The following is a 17759-nucleotide window of genomic DNA, read 5'->3' on the forward strand; positions in this document are numbered from 1 at the left end:
ACCAGATTGTGAGCACTCTTGTTTGAGTCCGTGGGTTTGGAGCGATACATGAACTTCGAGTCGACGATTGGGCGCAGAACAGCCTTACGGGGACTGTTCGCCACCATGGGTCTCGCGGCCGTTCCCGGCCTCGCCGCCTGCGGTGACTCCGGCTCCCCCGGCGGTGGCGGCGGCAGCACCCAACCGGTCAAGCTTGGCTCCAACTACTCCGACGCGGTGCCCAAGGGCGCGCTCGACGAGGTGATGAAGGCCTTCACTCAGTCGCAGGGCCTGCAGGTAGAGATCAACACCAAGGACCACGAGGCGTTCCAGCAGCAGATCAACAACTATCTGCAGGCCGGGGCGGACGACGTGTGGTCCTGGTTCGCCGGCTTCCGGCTGCGGTTCTTCGCCTCCAAGCAACTGGTGGGCGACATCTCCGAGCTGTGGAAGTCTCTGGAGGGCAACTACACAAAGGCACAGAAGGAAGCGTCCACCGGCGACGACGGCAAGCAGTACTTCGTGCCGTTCTACTCGTACCCGTGGGCGGTGTTCTACCGGCCGAGCGTCTTCCAGGAGAAGGGCTACACCGTCCCGAAGACGTTCGACGAGTTCATCGCGCTGGCCGGCAAGATGAAGGGCAACAACATCGCCCCGATCGCCGCCGGGCAGAAGAACGGCTGGCCGCAGCTGGGCACGTTCGACCAGATCAACTTCCGGACCAACGGCTACCAGTTCCACGTCGACCTGATGGCAGGCAAGGAGGACTGGGCCGGGGCGAAGGTCAAGGCCACCTTCGACAACTGGAAGCGGCTGATGGAGTTCTACCAGCCGAACTCGCTCGGCCGCGACTGGCAGGAGGCGGCCCAGTCGGTGCTCAAGGGCGAGGCCGGGATGATGGTGATCGGCTCACAGCAGATCGGCCAGCAGTTCAGCACCGGCGGCAAGCTCGACGACCTGGACTTCTTCGCCTTCCCGGAGATCGACCCCGCGCACGGCCAGGACACCATCGAGGCCCCGATCGACGGCTTCTGCCAGGCGGTCAAGCCACGCGACAAGGCCAACGCCGACAAGCTGCTGACCTACATCTCCACCGCGCAGGCCCAGCAGACGTACCTGAAGTCCGACCCGACGAGCATCGCCGCCAGCAACAAGGCGGATGCCGCGTCGTACAACAAGCTTCAGCAGAAGTGCGTGAAGTTCGTCAACGACGCCAAGCACATCACGCAGTTCCTCGACCGCGACACCGACCCGGGCTTCGCCAGCGAGGTCGCGATCAACAGCGTGAACGACTTCATCAAGAACCCCAACGACGTCGACGGGCTGGTGAAGAAGATCGCCGGCCAGGCCAAGCAGTACTTCCAGAAGTGAAGTAATGACCGTTCTGCAGAACACCCCTCGCACGGACCCGACGCCGCCTGCCCGCAAGGGGCGGCGCCGGGCCACGGCGCTGTCCGGCACCGACCGGATCGTGCTGATACTGATGGTCGGCATCCCGACCCTGCTGCACCTCGCGCTGGTATGGGTACCGACGGTCTCCTCGGTGCTGCTGTCGTTCACCTCGTGGGACGGCATCGGCGACCTGGACACCATCAAGTGGGTCGGCATCCGCAACTACGCCGACATCTTCACCGCGTACCCGCGGTTCTGGCCGGCCGTGCAGCACAACCTGATCTGGCTGGTGTTCCTGCTGGTCCTGCCGACCAGCTTCGGGCTGCTGCTGGCCGTGCTGCTGGATCGCAAACTCAGATTCACCAAGATCTACCAGTCCATCCTGTACCTGCCGGTGGTGCTGGCGCTGGCCATGGTCGGCTTCATCTGGCAGCTGATGTACGAGCCGAACCTCGGCCTGGTCAACAACCTGCTGGGAATCGCCAACGACAATCCGGTCGACTGGCTCGGTGACTCAGACATCAACATCTACGCCGTGCTGGTGGCGGCGGGCTGGAAACACACCGGTTACGTGATGTTGCTGTACTTGGCCGGGCTGAAGTCGTTCGACCCGTCGCTGAAGGAAGCCGCCGCACTCGACGGCGCGAGCGCGTGGCAGGCGTTCTGGAAGGTCACGTTCCCGGTGCTCAAGCCGATCAACGTGATCGTCCTGGTGATCACCGTGATCGAGGGCCTGCGGGCGTTCGACATCGTGTACGCGATCAACCGCGGCCGCAACGGGCTCGAACTGGTCTCCGTGCTGATCACCGACAACATCATCGGCGAGTCCAGCCGGATCGGCTGGGGCTCCGCGCTCGCGGTGATCCTGCTGGTGATCTCGCTCGGGTTCATCATCACCTACCTGGTCCAGGTGTTCCGGCGGGAGGATCGCGCGTGACCACGACCTTGGACCGGACACCGGTCTCATCCGGGGCGCCCCAGCGCGCGAAGAAGTCCGCGAAGCTGCGGGCCAGCCGGATCGCGTTGCACACCTTCCTGATCGCGGTGTGCCTGATCTGGCTGGCACCGTTGCTGTGGACCGTGTTCGCGTCACTGCGGACCTACGAGGACACGTCGGCCAACGGGTACTTCTCGATCCCGTCGGAGCTGACGCTCAGCAACTTCAGCAAGGCGTGGTCCACCGCGGACCTGCCGAACTACTTCCTCAACACGCTGGTCATCACCATCCCGGCGCTGATCATCACGCTGCTGTTCAGCTCGTTCGTGGCGTTCGGCGTGACGAGGTTCAGCTTCAAGTTCAACCTGGCGCTGCTGATGCTGTTCACCGCGGGCAACCTGTTGCCGCAGCAGGTCATCATCACGCCGCTGTACCGGCTGTTCCGGCTGATCCCGGTGCCGGAATGGATCAACTACAAGGAGACCCTGCTCGACACGCAACTGGGCCTGATCCTGATCCACATCGCGTTCCAGGCCGGGTTCTGCACGTTCGTGCTGAGCAACTACATGAAGACCATCCCGCACGAGCTGACCGAGGCGGCCCGGGTGGACGGCGCTGGGGTGTTCCGGCAGTACTGGCAGGTCATCATGCCGTTGTGCCGGCCGGCGCTGGGCGCACTGGCGACCCTCGAGTTCACCTGGATATACAACGACTTCTTCTGGGCGATCGTGCTGATCCAGACCGGTGACAAGATGCCGATCACCTCGGCGCTGTCCAACCTCAAGGGCCAGTTCTTCACCGACTACAACCTGCTGGCCGCGGGGTCACTGCTGGTCGCGATCCCCTGTCTGGTCGTGTTCTTCGCGCTGCAAAGGCAGTTCGTCGGCGGGCTCACCCTAGGATCAACGAAAGGCTGATACCTGTGCGGCCGGTCACCGAGATCCCCATCGATCCATCCCGCGCCGTCGTCCACGAACAGGGCTGGCAGTCCTGGTCGCCGTCCACGTCCTACCCGGTGGGCACGCCGCCGCACCGGCCCGCCAGCGACAACCGGCGGATCGGTGCGTGGCGAGCGGAATCCCTGCCCGCGCCTTCGGTCTACCGCGGTGAAGGCCTCATCGCGGTGGACCCGGGCGACGGCCCGATCCACGTGATCGCCTCGGCCGATCCGCTCGGCTCGGTACCGGCGATCGATGTGTCCATTGTAGAGTCCCGAGCCGTCGTCACGGCTTCGGAACCTGTTGTCGTGTACTCCTTCGCCGGGTCGATCCAGGAAGCGCTGGCCCGGTGGGCCGATTCCGTGGTCTCGTCGCTCGGGTTGGTGGCGCCCCGGCCCGCGCCGACGATCTGGTGCTCGTGGTACCAGTACTTCACCAAGGTCACCGAGGCGAACGTGGTGACGAACCTGGCGTTGATGGACTCGTTGCCGATCGACGTCGTCCAGGTGGATGACGGCTACCAGGCCGAGATCGGCGACTGGCTGATCCCGTCCCCGGATTTCTCCGACGTGCCAGGCCTGTTCACGCGAATCCGGGACACCGGGCGGCGCGCCGGGATCTGGACGGCGCCATTTCTCGTTGGCTCGCAGTCACAAGTCGCGGCCGCGCACCCGGACTGGTTGGTGCGTAACTACGACGACTCACCCGTGAGCGCCGGCCACAACTGGAACCAGGATCTGTACGCGTTGGACAGCACGCATCCTGGGGCGGCCGAGTACCTCACCGAGGTCTACAGCACGTTCCGCAGCTGGGGCATCGACTTTCACAAGATCGACTTCATTTACGCGGGGGCTTTGTACGGCAAGCGATACAGCGATGTCTCGCCGATCGAGGCCTACCGGAGCGCGCTCCGGCTGATTCGCGAAGCCATCGGGCCGGACGCGTATCTGCTGGGTTGTGGTGCTCCGCAACTGCCGTCGATCGGGCTCGTGGACGCGATGCGGGTGAGCCCGGACATCGCGCCGACGTACATGCCTCGTGACGAGGACATCTCCATGCCCGGGCAATGGGGTGCTGTGCTCAACGGCGTCTCGCGGGCGTTCCAGCATGGGCGATTCTGGGTCAACGATCCCGACTGCATCGTGGCTCGTCCTGGGATTGAGCAGCGTGAGGAGTGGGCCGAGCACGTCTCGCGGTACGGCGGGCTACGCGGCTCGTCGGACGGTCTCGATCAGCTTGACGAGTGGGGTCTTGAGACAACACGACGGTTGCTCAGCGAACCAGTGCCGCGCTACTTCATCCCTTGAGTCTGCGCCTCAGTGGAGGTCATGGCTTGCTGCATCGACGCGGCGATGGAGGTGAGGTTCGCTCGGGCGGGGCCGCTGGACGGGGGCTGCGTTGACATGAGCACGACGGCGTAGCTGTCAGCGCCGTTCATGACCACGCCGGCACTGTGCAGGTAAAGCCGATTGCCGTAGTACATCCAGCCCTGCTTGGCGAAGGCTTTGAGCGCCCCTCCCAGCAGGCCGAAGTACTGGTCGAAGCCATCGGCGGCCTCGGGAGTCGCCGCGCTGAGGGCGGTCTCGATGACCGCTTCGTCGTCGTCGGTCATCTCGTTCATGATGTGCTGGTAGAGACGGGCGAAATCGGCCGGGGACACCACGACCTCGCCCCACTGGCTGCGGTCGGCAGTGGTCCTCGTATCAGCCATGCCCAACGACGTCGCTACGCGGGTCATCGCGTTGTAGCCGTCGAACTTGATCCATAAGGAGTTCATGGCGTCGTCGTCGCTCGCGCTCAACGCCTGCGTGATCAACCGGTGGTCGGTCGAGGTGAGCGGGACATCGCGGTCGAGCATGTCGACGACGAGCATGAGCTTGCTCAGCGAAGCCGAATAGAACTGCTCGGACCCGGTCGTCGCGAGCTGCCCGGTCTGCAGGTCGAGCACCGCCATCCCGAACGTGATGCCGTTGGGCACCGCACCCTTGGCCGCTTCGAGCATCGCGGCGGCGTAGTCCGGCCTGGCCGGCTGCGGCTCCGGAGCCGTCAGGGCGAGGTCGGGCGTCGGCGCCGCCTGCGGCGCAGTCGTGTCCGGCGCGGGCGTGATCGGCGGCGGCGCCACCTCGGCGACTGCGGGGTCGGCCGGGGTCACCGACATCGCCGGGGTAGGCGCCACCAGCACGACCGCGGCCAACAAGAAGCCGCTGAGGAGGGCTCTATTGGCCAGCTGGGACACGAGTCCAAGCTATGGACCCCGACTGGGAAACAGGTGAGAAGAACCTGTCGGTTTGATTTCTGTTCGAGTCTCAGCGGCTGACGGCTTTGCGGTAACGCCTGATCGCGAACGGGACGAAAATGAGGAGGATGACCGCCGTCCAGGCCAATGTGGCAAGAACTGGATGCTGGAGGGGCCAGGCGTCGGGGGCGGGCATTCCGGGGTTCGTGTTGCCGAAGAGGTCGCGGGATGCCTGGGTGATGGCGGAGACCGGGTTCCACTCGGCGATGACCTTCAGCGGGCCGGGCAGGTTGCTCGACGGCACGAATGTGTTGGCGATGAAGGTCAATGGGAAGATGACGATGAAGCTGGCGTTGTTGAAGACCTCGGGGCTGCGGATCCAGAGCCCGACGACGGCCATCATCCAGGAGAGCGCGTAGGCGAACAGCAGCAGGAGGACGAAGCCGAGCAGCGCTTCGCCGATCGATGTGTGGATTCGCCAGCCGACGATCAGGCCGGTCAGGGACATCACGACCAGGCTGATCAGGTTGATCACAACGTCGCTTGTGGTGCGTCCGACCAGGACGGCCGAACGGGCCATCGGCAGAGAGCGGAACCGGTCGATGATGCCTTTCTGGATGTCCTCGGCGAGGCCGAGGCCGGTCCAGGTGGCGCCGAAGACCGCTGTCTGCACGAAGATCCCGGCCATCAGGAACTCCCGGTAGGACACTCCGGGGATGGAGATCGAACTGCCGAACACGTAGGCGAACAGCAGCACGAACATGATGGGCGACAACGTGGTGAAGACCAGCAGGTCCGGGACACGCTTGATCTTGATCAGGTTGCGGCGGGCGATCGTCATGCCGTCGCTGAAGGCCATTGCCACCGGGCTCATGCCTGTTCCCCTTCCCCCACAACGGCTTCGTGCCCGGTCAGGGCCAGGAAGACGTCGTCCAGTGTGGGCCTTCGCAGACCCACGTCCTTGACTTTCACCGATTGCTCGGACAACCGGCCGAGCGCGTCGATGAGCACCGCGGAACCGCCGGAGACGGGCACCGTGATGCGGCGTGATGTCGTGTCGGTCTGGATCTCACCGACCGCGACCGGCTGCAGCGCGGTGTGCGCTGTGTCCAGATCGGCCGCGTCGGCCAGGACGAGTTCGAGGCGTTCGCCGCCGACCTGGTCCTTCAGCTCGTCGGCCGTGCCCAGCGCGATCACCTTGCCGTGGTCGATCACCGCGATCCGGTCGGCGAGCCGCTCGGCCTCCTCCATGTACTGCGTGGTCAGCAGCAGGGTGGCGCCACCCGCGACCAGCGCCTCGACCACGTCCCACAGGCCGAACCGGGCGCGCGGGTCCAGCCCGGTGGTCGGCTCGTCCAGGAAAAGCACCTTGCCGTTGCCGACGAGCGCGCCGGCCAGGTCGAGACGGCGCCGCATGCCGCCGGAGTACGTCCGCACCGGCCGGTCGCCGGCCTCCACCAGGTCGAACTGTTCCAGTAGTGCACGTGCGCGCTCACGACTGCGTTTGGCGCCCAGGTGGTAGAGGCGCCCGACCATGTCCAGGTTCTCGAAACCGGTGAGGTGCTCGTCGACTGCCGCGTACTGGCCGGAAACACCGATCCGCGAACGCAACTGCCGGGCCTCAACGACCACGTCGAGGCCGGCGACGGTCGCCTTGCCCCCATCAGGCGGTAGCAGCGTCGTGAAGACCCGCACCGCTGTTGTCTTGCCTGCCCCGTTCGGGCCGAGCAAAGCCATCACGGTGCCTTCCGGCACCTCCAGATCCAGACCGTCGAGCGCCACGATGTCGCCATAGCGCTTGACAAGGCCCTCCGCGACTATCGCGTTTGCCATCTGTCCGCTCCCCAAGCGTTCGGTGTGATGCGGGTCATCCTGCACCCACCCACCGACAAAAGCTGCCCAGTTCCCGTCGAGGATCTCTCCGGACAACCCTGTTCAGCGGCGCTCACCTGGGGAAAGAGCCGGACAGATCACCCTTGTGAGTGATAACTGGACGCCTTGTTGGCCACCGTCCGGGCGTGCTTGGCGACCTTCTTGTCCGGGTGCAGGTCGCCTACCGCCTGTAGCACCGGGATCACCTGAGGGTGCGGCAGCCGCCACATGTTGTCGAGGATGTCCTTGGGAGCCATGGACAGCGCGGCGGCGATGGCGAGCGGAGTGTGATCCGACGGCACCGCCACGATCAGCGCGATCGCGTCGATGGTGAACCACGCACGCTCTTGGAAAGTCAACGCGAACTCGGCAGGGACGTCGTCCGGCTGCTTGTAGCCGGCGCTCCCGGCCAGCGCGAGTTTCGCGTATGGACGCAGCGCCGGATCATCCAGAACACTCCGCCAGACCGGATCGGCTTCGGCACCGAGGTCCATCACAGCGCTCGTCGCCCACACCCGATAGGCCCCACCACTGTCCGACGCGACCGTCAGCAGATCGCGGGCGCCGTCCTGCAGGCCCCGGCTTTCCAGCCAAGGCCCCAGTTCTGCAGCCATCTGGGCCTCGGTCAGCACGCTCGAGAGCCCGACGAGATCCGCCGCGGTCATCTCGGTCACGGGCGGCAACAGCGCAACGTCCACCCCGCTGTCGATGAGCTCGTCGCGCATCGTGCTCAGCCCGAGCGGGGTCAGCCGGATGACGTCTTCTCCGTCCGAATGGGACACTGTCGCCGCACCTAGTAGCACCAACTGCTCGACGAGAGTCCGCGCCGGATCGCCGTGCTGCTCGGTCCACGCCTGAAGCATCTGCCGGTCCTCAGCGCTCTCCTCGATCAGGGACGTGAGCGCCGCCATCGGCATCCCCTCGTCCCGGCTCAGGAAAAGCATCAGGAAAGCGGTCGCGCCGACACCTTCGAACTCGATCTCCCCGTCGTACACGTCGACCAGCCAGTCGAGCGCGAACCCGAGAGTGACAGCCAGCCCGCTCTGCCAGAGCGCGATGACAGTCTCGTCGTCGCCATCCGGCCAGCTATCGAGCGCGTCCCCACGCATCAGCGTGCCGCCGTCATCCTCAGGGGACTGAGCGAAGCCGGTGAAATCCGCCAGCTGCACCAGCAATGCGATCTCGGGCGCGGCTTCGGCATCGGACAGTTCGATACCGAGCACCGCCGCGGCGCTGACGATGTCGTCCGGGGTCAGATCGCCGCGTTCGGTGAGGGCACGGCCGTCGCCGGTCCACTCACCGAGCTTGTGCGCCTGGTTCATCAGCTTGCTCTGCCGTGCCGCGGCCGCGAGTTCCGCGTGGTCCGGCAGGCGCATCGGCGGTATGTCGTCCGGGGACACGCCGAACTGCTCGAGGATCGTCACCAGGGAGTCGTCCGGCTCGAAGAGCTCCGCGAGTTCCTCCGGCGACATCACGGCCTGGAAGAACTCCGGGCCGGCCTCCTCCAGTTCGGCGTCGAGGGCCTCGATCTGGCTGTGCGGCAGGCGATTGGTGTCGTCGAGGAAGGCAAGCAGGGTCGACGCCGCACGGATGACGTCCCGGGCGTGCTCCGGGCTGTCGAGCACCACGTTTTCCGGGATGACCTCCAGCAGCAGCTCGTCGAGGTCGCCGAGCGCGAACGCGCCAGGTTGCTCGTGCGCCAGGTGATCCCGCGACAGTTCCAGCAGAAGCCGCAGGTCACGCGCGTCGACCCCGACGCCGGCGCGCCCGGCCCACTTGTCGATCTCGTGCAGAGTCGCGTCGATCGTGTCCACGGCCATGCCGCAGCACTCTAGTCGTTCACCCCGGCATTCCCGGCAGTCGCAAGCTGAACAGCGCGCCGCCCTCGGGTGAGCGTCCGGCGAGCACTTCACCACCGTGCCGGAGCGCGGCCTGTTGCACGATCGCCAGTCCGAGTCCGGAACCTGGCAGTGTCCGCGCCTCCTGCGAACGGTAGAAGCGGTCGAACACGCGGGGCAGGTCCTCCTCGGCGATTCCGGGGCCCTCGTCAGCGACTTCCAGCACCGCGAACCCGTCTCCGGCGGAACCCAGCCGTACTCGCACTGTCCCGTCAGGCGGGCTGAACTTCACCGCGTTGTCCAGTAAATTCAGCACAGCGCGTTCCAAAGCGGCCGTGTCACCGATCAATCGCCATGGCTGCAGGGAGACCTCGAACTTGATGTCCCCGGCCCGCCGCCGGGCCCGGTCCAGCGCCTGTTCGACGACCTCCACCAGTTCGACCGGCTCCCACACCGCCTGTGCGCCCTCTTCACGCGCCAGCTCGACCAGGTCGCCGATCAGCTGCGTGAGCTCGTCGAGCTGGCCGCGCAGGTCGTCCTGGATCTCGGCCTTGTCCTGATCGGACAGTGTGGGGGCGCCCGGCGCCTCCGAGGCCATCAGCAGTTCCAGGTTGGTACGCAACGAAGTCAGCGGCGTCCGCAGCTCGTGCCCGGCGTCGGCGACCAGACTGCGTTGCCGGTCCCTGGCGTCGGCGACCGCGCCGAGCATGGTGTTGAAACTGTGTGTCAGACGTGCGAGTTCGTCGTCACCGCTGACCTGGATCGGCCGCAGGTCACCGGTCCTGGCCACCCGTTCGGTCGCCCGAGTCAGCCTTTCCACCGGCCGCAACCCAGTTCTGGCCACCGCGGTGCCTGCCAGTGCCGCGACCACGACGCCCGCGCCACTGATCAGGATCAGCACCAGCGCCAAATCGGTCAGCAGGTCCTTGGTGGGCTGCAGGCGTTGTGCCACCACCAAAGCCGCCGGCTGATTGCCGACCTGGATCCGGATCGAGTAGACGCGGCTGTCGGTCCGTCCGTCGGTCCGGGTGTACTCCTGCCTGGTGCCGGCCGCTACTGCACGTTCGTCCGCGCCGTACGGCGGCACCTGGCCGGGTACCCGGATGACCTGGTTGCCGTCGTCGTCGATGACGGTGAACTTGACGTCGTTGAGCGCGGCGAACAACGCGGGGATCGTCGTGCCACCGTCGATGTCCACGTTGTGGCCGCTCAACGCGTTGGTCGCGCGGTCTCTGAGGTTCTGGTCTACCTGGTCGTAGAGGTTGCGCGACACCGTGAGGTACGCCCCCAGCGAGACGAGCGCCACCGCCCCGGCCACACACATCGCGGCCAGGAGGGTTACTCGACTTCGAAGCGAAAAACGTTGCCGGCGCCCAGGTTCGTGCGGGGCGTAGATCACGGCGGCGTCTCCCGCAACACATATCCGACGCCTCGCACGGTGTGGATCAGCCTCGGTTCACCGGCCGCCTCGGTCTTGCGGCGCAGGTAACCGATGTAGACCTCCAGCGCGTTGCCGGAGGTCGGGAAGTCGTACCCCCAGACCTCCTCGAGGATCCGGCCGCGCGTGAGCACCTGCTTGGGATGCGTCAGCAGCAGCTCCAGCAGGGAGAACTCGGTACGGGTCAGGCTCATCGAGCGGTCGCCCCGGCGCACCTCCCTGGTGCCTGGGTCCAGCTCCAGGTCGGCGAACTTCAGCGACGGCTCCTGCTTCTCGGCCGCCGCCGCGTCGGCCGCGGTCCGCCGCAGCAACGCCCTCAGCCGGGCCAGCAGCTCCTCCAACGCGAAGGGCTTGGGCAGGTAGTCGTCGGCCCCCGCGTCCAGACCGGCAACCCGGTCGGATACCAAGTCGCGCGCGGTCAGCACGAGAATCGGCAGGTCGTCACCGGTGCTGCGAAGCTGCCGGCACACTTCGAGGCCGTCCAGCCTCGGCATCATCACATCGAGCACCATCGCGTCCGGCCGGCCGCCGCTCCCGATCGTGTCGAGTGCCTGCTGGCCGTCACTCGCGGTCTCCACCTGGTATCCGTTGAACTGCAGCGACCGCCGAAGGGACTCACGAACAGCCCTGTCGTCGTCCACTACGAGTATGCGCATGAGGTCAGTGTTACCTGCCGGACTGAGATACGCCTGAGAAACGCCTAATCAGGTACCAATACCTCGCGCGACAGGAGCGTTCCACCTGCGCCACAGCGCAAGAACACGAATGGTCACGATTAGGACAGCACCCGCGATCGCGACCGGAGCGCCGGGAAGACGCAGTTGGTCGCCGACGACCACCACGACGCCTCCGGCCAGCGCGGCCAGGGCGTAGATCTCTTTGCGCAGAACCATGGGGATCTCTCGAAGCAGCACGTCACGCAGCGCACCGCCGCCGATACCAGCAGTCATTCCGATGAGGCACGCGGTGTACGTCGGCACGCCGTGGGCAAGTGCGGTGGCTGTACCCGAAACGGTGAACAGCCCCAGCCCGACGGCGTCCGCCAGCAGCACCCCGCGGCGCAGCCGGGCGACCTGCGGATGCAGCCAGAACACCAGGAGCGATGTGACGACCGGGACCAGCAGATACCGCCAGTCCCGCAACGTGGCCGGCGGATGAATGCCGAGCAGGACGTCACGGATGATCCCGCCACCGAGCGCGGTCGTCATCCCCAGCACGACTACCCCGAACGTGTCCAGCCTGGCCCGGACGGCCGCCAGCGCACCGGAAGCCGCGAACACCGCGATCCCAGCCAGGTCAAGCACTGTCAACAACACGGGTTAAAAGTAGCTCCGACCGGGGGATCCACCTGGACATATGCCATCCACGGTGATGCAGTGTGACTGTGAACACACTGCGCGTGATCATGGCCGCCTTGCTCGGTCTGCTCCTGGTGTCCCCGACCGCATCGGCCGCCTCGCAGTATGAGAGACAGTACGAGAGATACGTCGCCCTCGGCGACTCCTACACCTCCGGGCCAGGCATCCCGTGGCCGCGCCTGGACCGGCTCGCCTGCTACACCTCGACGAACAACTACCCCGCCTGGCTCGCCGACAACCTCGGGCTGCCGTCGTACACGGATGGCAGCTGCGGCGGCGCGGACACCACCAACATGCTGCAGCCGCAGACACCGCCGCTCCCGTTCGGCACGCACCCGCCGCAGTTCAGCTTCCTGCGCGCGGACACCGACCTGGTGACGATCGGCATAGGTGGCAACGACTTCGGCGTGTTCGGCACGCTGACAAGCCGATGCCCCGAGCTACGGTCCTCCGATCCCACCGGTTCGCCGTGCCGCAACGAGTTCACGGTCAACGGCGTCGACACGATGCAACAGAAGGTCGCCATGACTGGGGACCGCGTTCGGGCCGTGCTGAGCGGTGTCCACGAGCGCTCGCCGGACGCGAAGGTCGTCCTGGTCGGCTATCCGCGCATAGTGCCGCCGACAGGGACGTGCCCGAACGTGCTGCCGATCGCCGACGGGGACCTTCGTTGGCTCGACGAGGTCGAACAGGCCCTCAACAACGCGCTGGAGACCGCCGCGAACGCGGACGGACGCACCACGTTTGTCGACATGTATCCCGCGTCGCTCGGCCACGACGCGTGCGCCGGGCAGTCCGCGTGGATTCAGGGCAAGGACAACAACCTTCTCGCCGCGATCAAGTACCACCCGTTCAAGGCCGGGATGGTCGGTGTGGCCAACGAGATCAGCAAGACTCTCGGTGCCCGTGCCACGGCCGGCAAACGCGAGATGCCCCGCTCGATTGCCAAGTCCGTGATTGGCGACAAGTCGACCGTGACCCGGCTCACCAAGGCAGGCGCCGGTAGGTGACGGCACGATGTCATGGTGCGGATCATCCTGTTACGACACGCCGAGAGCCTCGGCAACGTCGACGAGTTGGCGTACTGCCGTATTCCCGACCATGCGCTGCCGCTGACCGCGCGTGGTGAGGAGCAGGCTCGCGCCGCCGGGCCTGGTGTGCGCGAGCTGCTCGGCGACGGGCCTGTGGCGGTCTATGTCAGCCCGTATGTCCGGACGCAGCGGACGCTGGAGCTGCTGGGGCTCGGCGACATCGTGACGCGCACGGTCGCCGAGCCCCGCTTGCGTGAGCAGGACTGGGGAAACCTGCAGGACCCGGTCGAGCAGGAGATCCAGAAGCTCAAGCGGCACGAGTTCGGGCACTTCTTCTACCGCCTCGCGCACGGCGAGTCCGGGGCCGATGTGGACGACCGGGTGGCCGCTTTCCTCGCCGAGCTCAAGGAAAGGGTGCGTGAGGACGCGGCGCATCCGTCGACTTTGCTGCTCGTGACGCACGGCCTGACCATGCGCCTGCTGTGCCGACGGGTGTTCTCGTGGAGCATCGACCTGTTCGAGTCACTGTCCAATCCGAACCAGGTCGAGCCGAGAATCCTGACATTGCAGGACAAGAAGTGGAGTCTGGACCGGCCGTTCCCGCAGTGGCGGCCGTCGCCGGACGGGACTACTCAATAGCCACAAGGGGATCCGGATATCGCAGCCAGGCTGCTTCCCCTTCGGCGAGCTCGCCGTCGGTCAGCAACGCTGCCTGCAACGCCGAGGTGATCTCGTCCGGCAGCGCGTGGTGAGCAACGATCACCAGCTCCTGCACGCGATCGCCGAACCGCGGATGCCAGTCGAGCGACGCCTTCGCGGTCCGCTGCCGGCACTGACCGGCCCAATCGTCCATTGTGGCCAGCCAGGCACCGCCCTGGCCGATCCGCAGCCCACCGCCCGCCGACTCGAACCACAGCGCCACGTCGGGCTGGCCGGCCAGCCAGAACCGGCCGCGGGCACGAACGACTCCTTCCAGCAGCGTGCCGATCGCGTCGTGCAGTCGCCTCGGGTGAAACGGCCGTTGGTCACGAAAGACAGTCAGCGATACGCCACAGTCCTGTTCCAACGGCGGCTGCCCACGCAGAAGCGGGTCGAACCAGCGGTCGATCCGGCCGCGCCTGGCCTCCCTCGGCAGGTCTCGCAGCGCGTCCGCCGCTTCGGCGAAGGGAACACGCTTCGCCAATGGTGCGATTCTTTGCAGGACAGCGATAGTGCGCGCGGTCGTCCACGCATCGGCGCCCGAATCGGCCAGCACGATGGCGTCGGCCATCTCCACCTGCCCGACCGCGACCTGCGCGACCGTGCGGTCATCTCCTTCGGCCACACCGAAACCACGCTCCGCCAACTCCTCGTCACCGGTCGCGTCTGCCAGCCATGTCGCCGCTTCCACCACGGTGACCACGCCCTGCACGCTCACCGGTAGATCGCGGATCGCCCAGCAGACCGGCTCGGGCTCCATTGTGGGGTCCAGGTGGACCACGATCCGGGTGACGCCGGGGCGCCCGGCGAGCTGGGCCACGAGCGGCAGCAGGTCCTCTCGCAACGTGCAGGACACACAACCGTGCTCGAGTTGAAGATGGGCGACTTCTTGCCATTGCCCGGACTTTTGCCTGCGCACGACGAAACCTTCGCCGATTCCGCTCAAATCATGGCGCAGCAGGACAGAACCAGGCTCGGCACGCATCAGTCTCGTTGCGACCGAGGCAACCTGCCTTCTCGGCAGGCCCACGACAACGACCAGTGGGACCGGCATGTGACTCCCTTCGTCCCCGACATGCTATCTTAAATGAAAATGGGTGTCATTTTCAGGAGGCTGGATGTCGGCGATCTGTCAGATCACCGGGCGCGGACCGGGCTTCGGCAACCGCGTTTCGCACTCCCACAAGCGATCGAAGCGACGCTGGGACCCGAATGTGCAACGGCGCCGTTACCGGCTGCCATCAGAAGGCCGGACGATCACCCTGACGGTGTCCACGAAGGGCATCAAGACCATCGACCGTGACGGAATCGAGGCCGTGGTCGCCCGGTTGCGCCGGAAGGGAATGAAGATCTGATGGCCCGCAACGAAATCCGCCCCATCGTCCGGCTCCGCTCCACGGCCGGCACCGGGTTCACCTACGTGACCAGGAAAAACCGGCGCAACGATCCCGATCGGATGGTGCTGCGCAAGTTCGACCCGATCGCCCGGCGGCACGTCGAGTTCCGCGAGGAACGATGATTTGCGACTTTCGCGTAGGAACCCCTTCCGCCACGGCAAACGCTTGGTCCACAGTGGATCAGGCGGCGGCCCTGACGGCCGGACGGACCACGCGCCGGTTAGTCCGAAAGAGTTACAGATCAAACGGTTGGTCCGTCGCGGCCCAGTCCCTGTGCTTGTCCGGGTAATCTTCACGGCGGGGTGCGTGAGGGGCTAGCTACACAGGTTGCCGAGGTCGGGTTGGACCAGGACGAGCAGGACAGGGCCGGTGAGATCCTCCGGGAGGACCTGGAGATCCGCCTGCTGCTGAACACTGCCCGCCACGCCGAGGCCGGCGCGAAGTTCGACAAGTCACTGGAGATCATCCCGGCCGACCTGGACCACTGGTCCCGGGCCGCGATCCTGACCGGCCGCGCGATCACGGCGTGGCGGCTGGGCCGGATCCCGCTGGCGCTCGAACTGGCCGCCGAGGGCTGGACCGACATCGACGCCGAGCAGCCTGTCGCGCCGCTGGCCGCACGGGCCATGGGTTACCTGGGCTACCTGCTCAACGGAATCGGGCACGCACAGGCCGCCCTGACGTTGCTCCGGCAGGCAGTCGACGTGGCACGGGACTGCGACGACGTCGTGGAGCTGGCCGTCGCGTTGCAGAAACTCGGCGGGACGCTCAACTTCATGGCGTTCGACGGTCCGGCTGCCGAAGCGCCGCCGCTGTTCACCGAAGCCCGGACCGCGCTCGCCGAAGGCCTCGCGTTGCCGGACGTGTCCGAACAGATACAACGGGGAGTGCTTGGCGCGTACGGGGCCGCGTTGGTCGGCTGCGGGGAGTTCGCCGAGGGCGAGAAAGTCGCGAAGCAGGTCCTCGAGGCCGGGGTGTCGCACGGTGACCGCTGGAGTGTCGCGGTCGGGAACTGGGTCCTGGCCATGATCCGGCGCGACCAGGGTTCGCTGGTCGAAGCCCGGACACACGCCAGCAACGCCGTCCGGCAGGCCGAGCTGACCAACGACACCTCGTTGCTGCAACGGTTCTCCGCCGACCTCGCCGACATCTGCGCCGAGCTCGACGACTTCGCCGGTGAGGCCACGGCGTTGCGCCGCAACGTCAGCGCCCGGCACACCGCGATGGCCACCATGCAGGAAGGCCTCGGCCAGGCGCTCGAACAACGGCGGCTGGCCATCAAGGCCCAGCGGCTGGCGAGCGTGGCGCAGGCGGCCGCCGTGCGGGATTCGCTGACCGGTCTGACCAACCGGCTCGGTCTGGAGCGCACCGCGCCCGAGGTGCTCGCCGGGGCGGCGGCGATCAACTGCACGCCATGGCTCGTGCTGATCGATGTGGACTGGTTCAAGGAGATCAACGACGACGCGGGGCACGCGGTCGGCGACAGTGCGCTGCGGGAGATCGCGGATCTGCTGCGCGGCGAGACCCGCGCGAACGACCTCGTCGCCCGGTGGGCCGGCGACGAGTTCATCATTCTGCTGGTCGGCGACGGGCACCTCGGCTTCGCCGTGGCCGAGCGGATCCGCGCGGCGGTGGACGCGCACGACTGGCGGTCCAGGCTTGGCGCGGCGCGCCGCCCGACCGTGAGCATCGGCGTGGCAAGTGGCCACGGCAGCCTCGAACATCTCTTCGCCGCCGCGGACACAGCCCTCTACCTGGCCAAACGCAACGGCCGTAACCGTGTCGAATGGCCAGATCTCGACCAGGCGATGAGCCCGCCCGTCGGCTGATCAGGCGATCAGGCCACCGCGGTAGGCCACCAGCGCGGCTTGGACCCGGTTGACCGCGCCGATCTTGCCGAGCACGGCGGACACGTACCCCTTGACGGTCGCCTCGGACAGGTGCAACGCGCTGCCGATCTCGGCGTTGGACAGGCCCTGGCCGATCAGGCCGACGACCTCCCGCTCCCGTTCGGACAACGACGCCAGCAGGCGCCTCGCGGGTTCGGCCGCTCGCTCACCGTCAGCGACGGTCGACAACACCCGGGCAGCCACACCCGGGTCGAGCACAGCCCCACCGGCCGCCAGGTCCCGGACCGCACGAACCAGAACCGCCGGTTCGGTGTCCTTGAGCAGGAAGCCGCTCGCGCCGATGCGCAGCGCTTCCGTGACGTACTCGTCCACGTCGAACGTGGTGAGCATGGCGACCTTGGGGGGTTCAGGCAGGGCCCGCAGCCGGCGCAGTGCGAACAGCCCGTCCGCGGACCGCATCCGGATGTCGAGCAGGGCCACGTGCGGCCGGTGCTGCCTGGCGAGGTCGGCCACGTGCAGGCCGTCGTCGCACTCGGCGACCACCTCGATGTCCCCCGCGCTGGTCAGGATCGTCCGAAGTCCCGAACGAACGAGGTCCTCGTCGTCCGCGAGCATCACCTTGATCACCTTTGGCGCCTCCCCGGTCGGGTCCTGTCAGGCCGGTTCCTACGGCCGGACGGAGTCCAATGGCCCTTTTTCTCACCCAATAGGTTGAAGGTCAATCCCTAACGGGTCACATTTCTCTACTTAGCGAGCGTAGCCCGTCGCGGACGGTTAAACATGAGGGTCTTTCG

General features: G+C 66.6%; 18 protein-coding genes. 9 read left to right on the plus strand and 9 right to left on the minus strand.

Annotated features, from left to right (window positions below; all coding sequences use genetic code 11):
* The first annotated feature begins 48 nt into the window (after window positions 1–48).
* Genes JOF56_RS06925 through JOF56_RS06940 form a run of 4 tightly spaced genes read left to right on the plus strand, consistent with a single transcriptional unit; the run spans window position 49 to window position 4553 of the window.
* Window positions 49–1350 (plus strand): ABC transporter substrate-binding protein, encoded by a 1302-nt coding sequence (locus tag JOF56_RS06925; RefSeq protein WP_209635616.1) that lies wholly within the window; start codon window positions 49–51, stop codon window positions 1348–1350.
* A 4-nt stretch (window positions 1351–1354) separates the two neighbouring features.
* Entirely contained in the window at window positions 1355–2308 is a 954-nt protein-coding gene (locus JOF56_RS06930) for a carbohydrate ABC transporter permease (RefSeq protein WP_209635618.1), read from the plus strand.
* On the plus strand, window positions 2305–3225 hold the full coding sequence (locus JOF56_RS06935; RefSeq protein WP_307854959.1) for a carbohydrate ABC transporter permease: 921 nt from the start codon (window positions 2305–2307) through the stop codon (window positions 3223–3225). Before JOF56_RS06930 ends, JOF56_RS06935 begins: the two co-directional genes overlap by 4 nt.
* Before the next feature lie 5 nt (window positions 3226–3230).
* Complete coding sequence (locus JOF56_RS06940; RefSeq protein WP_209635620.1) at window positions 3231–4553, plus strand: glycoside hydrolase family 36 protein; 1323 nt, start codon at window positions 3231–3233, stop codon at window positions 4551–4553.
* Here the strand turns inward: JOF56_RS06940 and JOF56_RS06945 are convergent.
* The 7 genes from JOF56_RS06945 to JOF56_RS06975 all read right to left on the minus strand — a co-directional run bounded on the left by JOF56_RS06945 (window position 4538) and on the right by JOF56_RS06975 (window position 11946).
* Window positions 4538–5482: a serine hydrolase gene (locus JOF56_RS06945; RefSeq protein WP_209635622.1), complete on the minus strand. Its 945-nt coding sequence runs from the start codon at window positions 5480–5482 to the stop codon at window positions 4538–4540. The genes JOF56_RS06940 and JOF56_RS06945 overlap by 16 nt on opposite strands.
* A gap of 70 nt (window positions 5483–5552) precedes the next feature.
* The gene (locus JOF56_RS06950) at window positions 5553–6356 is read right to left on the minus strand and encodes an ABC transporter permease (protein ID WP_209635624.1); all 804 of its coding nucleotides are present in this window, start codon (window positions 6354–6356) and stop codon (window positions 5553–5555) included.
* Window positions 6353–7315 carry an ATP-binding cassette domain-containing protein gene (locus JOF56_RS06955; protein ID WP_209635626.1) on the minus strand — a complete coding sequence of 321 codons (963 nt, stop codon included), beginning with the start codon at window positions 7313–7315 and terminating at the stop codon, window positions 6353–6355. Before JOF56_RS06955 ends, JOF56_RS06950 begins: the two co-directional genes overlap by 4 nt.
* Window positions 7316–7452: 137 nt before the next feature.
* Window positions 7453–9174 (minus strand): hypothetical protein, encoded by a 1722-nt coding sequence (locus JOF56_RS06960; protein WP_209635628.1) that lies wholly within the window; start codon window positions 9172–9174, stop codon window positions 7453–7455.
* A gap of 19 nt (window positions 9175–9193) precedes the next feature.
* Window positions 9194–10516: a sensor histidine kinase gene (locus tag JOF56_RS06965; RefSeq protein WP_209635630.1), complete on the minus strand. Its 1323-nt coding sequence runs from the start codon at window positions 10514–10516 to the stop codon at window positions 9194–9196.
* Between the two features lie 71 nt (window positions 10517–10587).
* Window positions 10588–11286, minus strand: coding sequence for a response regulator transcription factor (locus tag JOF56_RS06970; protein WP_209635632.1), 699 nt, complete (start codon window positions 11284–11286; stop codon window positions 10588–10590).
* 48 nt (window positions 11287–11334) lie between these two features.
* Window positions 11335–11946 (minus strand): trimeric intracellular cation channel family protein, encoded by a 612-nt coding sequence (locus JOF56_RS06975; RefSeq protein WP_209635635.1) that lies wholly within the window; start codon window positions 11944–11946, stop codon window positions 11335–11337.
* Window positions 11947–12014: 68 nt separating this feature from the next.
* Here JOF56_RS06975 and JOF56_RS06980 point away from each other — a divergent pair, with 68 nt between their 5' ends.
* Window positions 12015–12998: an SGNH/GDSL hydrolase family protein gene (locus JOF56_RS06980; protein WP_209648064.1), complete on the plus strand. Its 984-nt coding sequence runs from the start codon at window positions 12015–12017 to the stop codon at window positions 12996–12998.
* A 15-nt stretch (window positions 12999–13013) separates the two neighbouring features.
* A complete protein-coding gene (locus JOF56_RS06985) occupies window positions 13014–13658 on the plus strand; it encodes a histidine phosphatase family protein (RefSeq protein WP_209635637.1) in 645 nt (214 codons plus the stop codon).
* Here JOF56_RS06985 and mrf read toward each other — a convergent pair.
* Entirely contained in the window at window positions 13648–14772 is a 1125-nt protein-coding gene (gene mrf, locus JOF56_RS06990; protein WP_209635639.1) for a ribosome hibernation factor-recruiting GTPase MRF, read from the minus strand. The two genes, JOF56_RS06985 and mrf, sit on opposite strands and share 11 nt — an antisense overlap.
* A 64-nt stretch (window positions 14773–14836) precedes the next feature.
* Here mrf and rpmB point away from each other — a divergent pair, with 64 nt between their 5' ends.
* The 3 genes from rpmB to JOF56_RS07005 all read left to right on the plus strand — a co-directional run bounded on the left by rpmB (window position 14837) and on the right by JOF56_RS07005 (window position 16944).
* Window positions 14837–15073: a 50S ribosomal protein L28 gene (rpmB, locus tag JOF56_RS06995; RefSeq protein WP_209635641.1), complete on the plus strand. Its 237-nt coding sequence runs from the start codon at window positions 14837–14839 to the stop codon at window positions 15071–15073.
* Window positions 15073–15237, plus strand: coding sequence for a 50S ribosomal protein L33 (gene rpmG / locus JOF56_RS07000; protein WP_209635643.1), 165 nt, complete (start codon window positions 15073–15075; stop codon window positions 15235–15237). Before rpmB ends, rpmG begins: the two co-directional genes overlap by 1 nt.
* Window positions 15238–15417: 180 nt before the next feature.
* Complete coding sequence (locus JOF56_RS07005) at window positions 15418–16944, plus strand: GGDEF domain-containing protein (protein ID WP_307854960.1); 1527 nt, start codon at window positions 15418–15420, stop codon at window positions 16942–16944.
* On the opposite strand, the gene JOF56_RS07010 is transcribed toward JOF56_RS07005, so the two are convergent.
* Window positions 16945–17592, minus strand: coding sequence for a response regulator (locus tag JOF56_RS07010; RefSeq protein ID WP_209635645.1), 648 nt, complete (start codon window positions 17590–17592; stop codon window positions 16945–16947). It lies immediately after the preceding gene.
* Window positions 17593–17759: the final 167 nt, after the last annotated feature.

Source organism: Kibdelosporangium banguiense (assembly GCF_017876405.1).
In the GTDB taxonomy this organism is placed as follows: domain Bacteria; phylum Actinomycetota; class Actinomycetes; order Mycobacteriales; family Pseudonocardiaceae; genus Kibdelosporangium; species Kibdelosporangium banguiense.

What these genes read in the sequence shown, in the direction of transcription:
- JOF56_RS06925 (WP_209635616.1), top strand. Translation starts at nt 49, where the DNA reads ATGAACTTCGAGTCGACGATTGGGCGCAGAACAGCCTTACGGGGACTG.
- JOF56_RS06930 (WP_209635618.1), top strand. Translation starts at nt 1,355, where the DNA reads ATGACCGTTCTGCAGAACACCCCTCGCACGGACCCGACGCCGCCTGCC.
- JOF56_RS06950 (WP_209635624.1), bottom strand. Translation starts at nt 6,356, where the DNA reads ATGAGCCCGGTGGCAATGGCCTTCAGCGACGGCATGACGATCGCCCGC.
- JOF56_RS06955 (WP_209635626.1), bottom strand. Translation starts at nt 7,315, where the DNA reads ATGGCAAACGCGATAGTCGCGGAGGGCCTTGTCAAGCGCTATGGCGAC.
- JOF56_RS06960 (WP_209635628.1), bottom strand. Translation starts at nt 9,174, where the DNA reads ATGGCCGTGGACACGATCGACGCGACTCTGCACGAGATCGACAAGTGG.
- JOF56_RS06965 (WP_209635630.1), bottom strand. Translation starts at nt 10,516, where the DNA reads ATGTGTGTGGCCGGGGCGGTGGCGCTCGTCTCGCTGGGGGCGTACCTC.
- JOF56_RS06970 (WP_209635632.1), bottom strand. Translation starts at nt 11,286, where the DNA reads ATGCGCATACTCGTAGTGGACGACGACAGGGCTGTTCGTGAGTCCCTT.
- mrf (WP_209635639.1), bottom strand. Translation starts at nt 14,772, where the DNA reads ATGCCGGTCCCACTGGTCGTTGTCGTGGGCCTGCCGAGAAGGCAGGTT.
- rpmB (WP_209635641.1), top strand. Translation starts at nt 14,837, where the DNA reads ATGTCGGCGATCTGTCAGATCACCGGGCGCGGACCGGGCTTCGGCAAC.
- rpmG (WP_209635643.1), top strand. Translation starts at nt 15,073, where the DNA reads ATGGCCCGCAACGAAATCCGCCCCATCGTCCGGCTCCGCTCCACGGCC.